We start from the raw sequence: 1414 nt of genomic DNA, 5'->3' as shown, positions 1-1414 counted from the left end.
AACTCGATTCATGTCGTGCTGCACTAAGGCTTTAGATCATAATTCAATTATATATAGCAATGAGAGTAATTCCGACGGTATGGTATACTCGCTATAGACAGTTCTGCATAATTCTATGGCTACGCTAGTGCTTTGTTTCTTAATTAACTAAAACAGCAGCAATGTGCGCTAGAATTTCTTCCTCAACATGTAACTGATACGGCGTAATAATTTTCTACTGCCGTCATGACTCATATTCTATTAGTGCCCCCACTACTATTATAGCCACGTTGAGGAAATAACTTCAAATTACACGGTTAAAGCAAGACTTAAGCGCATAATTTACATAACGGACTCCCATATGCACTGACATCTGGTCTGGAACTTGCTATTTGTTTGGAAGGATGCTAGCAAAGTACTCAGGTTGATAAGCTATCAGTGTATGTGGTGCTTTAAATGATAGAGTGCTTTAATGTAACGTGTGTAAGGGGAGAGCGCGTTCTTTTTCGGAATCTCAGTTTTACTACTAATCAAGGATCGATAACAGTTATTGCGGGAAAAAACGGGTGCGGAAAAACCTCGTTACTGCGCTCCATGGTAGGTCTAGTTCCCGTAAGATTTGGGAGAATAACTCTCAATGGCGAAGCTATAACAATATCTAGCACGTGTATTTCTGACATAACGTACATAGGCCATAAGAATGCGTGCCATGAGCATCTGATGGTAGTTGATATCCTTGAATTTTGGGCCAATACACGCAGGAATGATAACCTCATTCCTGCCGCAGTAAACTTCTTTGAATTGCACCGCGTATTGCACACTAAGTTTAGGCACTTATCTTCAGGTTGGAAGAGAAAAGTGGCTTTATCGAGATTATTGATATTCAATACACACGTGTGGATAATGGATGAGCCTTTTGCAAATTTAGACTCCGCATCTGTAGCAATGCTGAAGGAGCTTATTCTGACACGAGCAGAGCGAGGTGGCACGATAATACTTGCAGACCATAACCATGAGAACACATTTTCACAAGCACAAGTAGTAAACTTGGCAGCAGATCCTCAGACACAACAGTAAAAGACAGGTAAATCCGCAAGAGTAAATTGATGAGTTCATTTAGATATGAGCAAGTTCAGAAGTAGGCAAAGAAAGAGTGGTCAACGAAGCTTTTGCGTATCGCAATGAGGGGCTACCAAAAGAAGCTAAGTGTGTTGATCTGCAGCTTATAAAAGTGAGAGTGTCAGGGCTCAGGGTAATTCCTCTAAGTTTCGGGCTATATTATAAGGAATATATAAATCGACAAAGTAAGGCGAAAGATATTCGTGATCAGACTGTATACCACCTGTCTTTTCAGCTTTTAGATCCCATACTGAACCTATTCTTGCAAGACACCAATGCAATCCGCACGTGATAAGTCATATTTATGTAGAGGCAC

At 40.5% G+C, this 1414-nt stretch carries 2 protein-coding genes; both read left to right on the top strand.

All coding sequences use genetic code 11. From position 1 onward, the window contains the following. The first annotated feature begins 435 nt into the window (after positions 1 to 435). On the top strand, positions 436 to 1056 hold the full coding sequence (gene ccmA / locus KPX09_RS05260) for a heme ABC exporter ATP-binding protein CcmA (protein WP_249549300.1): 621 nt from the start codon (positions 436 to 438) through the stop codon (positions 1054 to 1056). 76 nt (positions 1057 to 1132) lie between these two features. Next, a complete protein-coding gene (locus KPX09_RS05255) occupies positions 1133 to 1390 on the top strand; it encodes a hypothetical protein (RefSeq protein ID WP_249549299.1) in 258 nt (85 codons plus the stop codon). Positions 1391 to 1414: the final 24 nt, after the last annotated feature.

Origin of the sequence: Anaplasma phagocytophilum (assembly GCF_023476575.1) — a bacterium.
Lineage (GTDB): Bacteria > Pseudomonadota > Alphaproteobacteria > Rickettsiales > Anaplasmataceae > Anaplasma > Anaplasma phagocytophilum_A.
This window is presented reverse-complemented; position numbering and strand designations above follow the sequence as displayed.